Source organism: Hyphomonas chukchiensis (assembly GCF_000682695.1).
Taxonomy (GTDB): Bacteria; Pseudomonadota; Alphaproteobacteria; order Caulobacterales; family Hyphomonadaceae; genus Hyphomonas; species Hyphomonas chukchiensis.
On the sequence record NZ_AWFG01000088.1, the window covers coordinates 1 to 788 of the forward strand.

At 60.5% G+C, this 788-nt stretch carries 1 protein-coding gene; it reads left to right on the plus strand.

What is annotated here, in order from left to right; all coding sequences use genetic code 11:
* Window positions 1–788: HAMP domain-containing protein (locus HY30_RS18155; RefSeq protein ID WP_034744426.1), on the plus strand; the 788-nt coding region annotated here is incomplete at both ends.

The window sequence follows — 788 nt, forward strand, 5'->3', positions numbered from 1 at the left end:
TTCGCCCTCGCACCGATCGCGCTCTCAGCCGGTGGCGGGTACGTCTTGTTGAATCACGGCGTGATCGCTCCCTTCCAGGACGTGGCCGAGCGCCAGAGAGACCAAATTGCTCCAGCCCAGAATTTGCGCCTGCTCATCTGGGACATCCTGATCCCTGTCGATGAATACCTGCAGGACAGCGACCCGGTGCATCCGGACACCTATCGCAATATCCGCGGACAGGTCGAAGTGGCATTTTCCGAGCTCATTTCGGCATTGGACGGCACGCCTCAAGCCCGCGGGCTCGTCGAGCGCGCCAGGGACAACTGGACGGTCGCAGACCAGCATGCGACCGAATTGCTGTCAGTGGTCGGATTGCCGGGAGATAGGCATGTCATCGAAACACAGCAGCGTTTCCATGGCAGCGTCGTCACCACGACCGACCTGCTGGCCGCGACATATACCCAGATCAGCCAGGCCATCATGGACGATCATGATATGGCCAATCGCTCCTATGAGAGATCGATGTGGCTGGCGGGCATCGCAGGCGGCCTGTCGCTCCTGTCGATTGCTTTCGGCGTCGTGATGATAGGCCGGGTCCTGTCGCAAAGCGTCGATCGTCTGGTCGATGGCGCGATCCGTTTTGCAGATGGCGACCGCCTGCACCGGATAAATGTCAGCGTTCCGCCTGAACTCCACCGCGTCGCTGTCGAATTCAATCTCATGATCGGGCGCATACAGGCGTCCGAGGAAGCCCTTGCCGAACTGGCCCTTCAGGACAGTCTGACCGGACTTGCAAACCGGCGTGC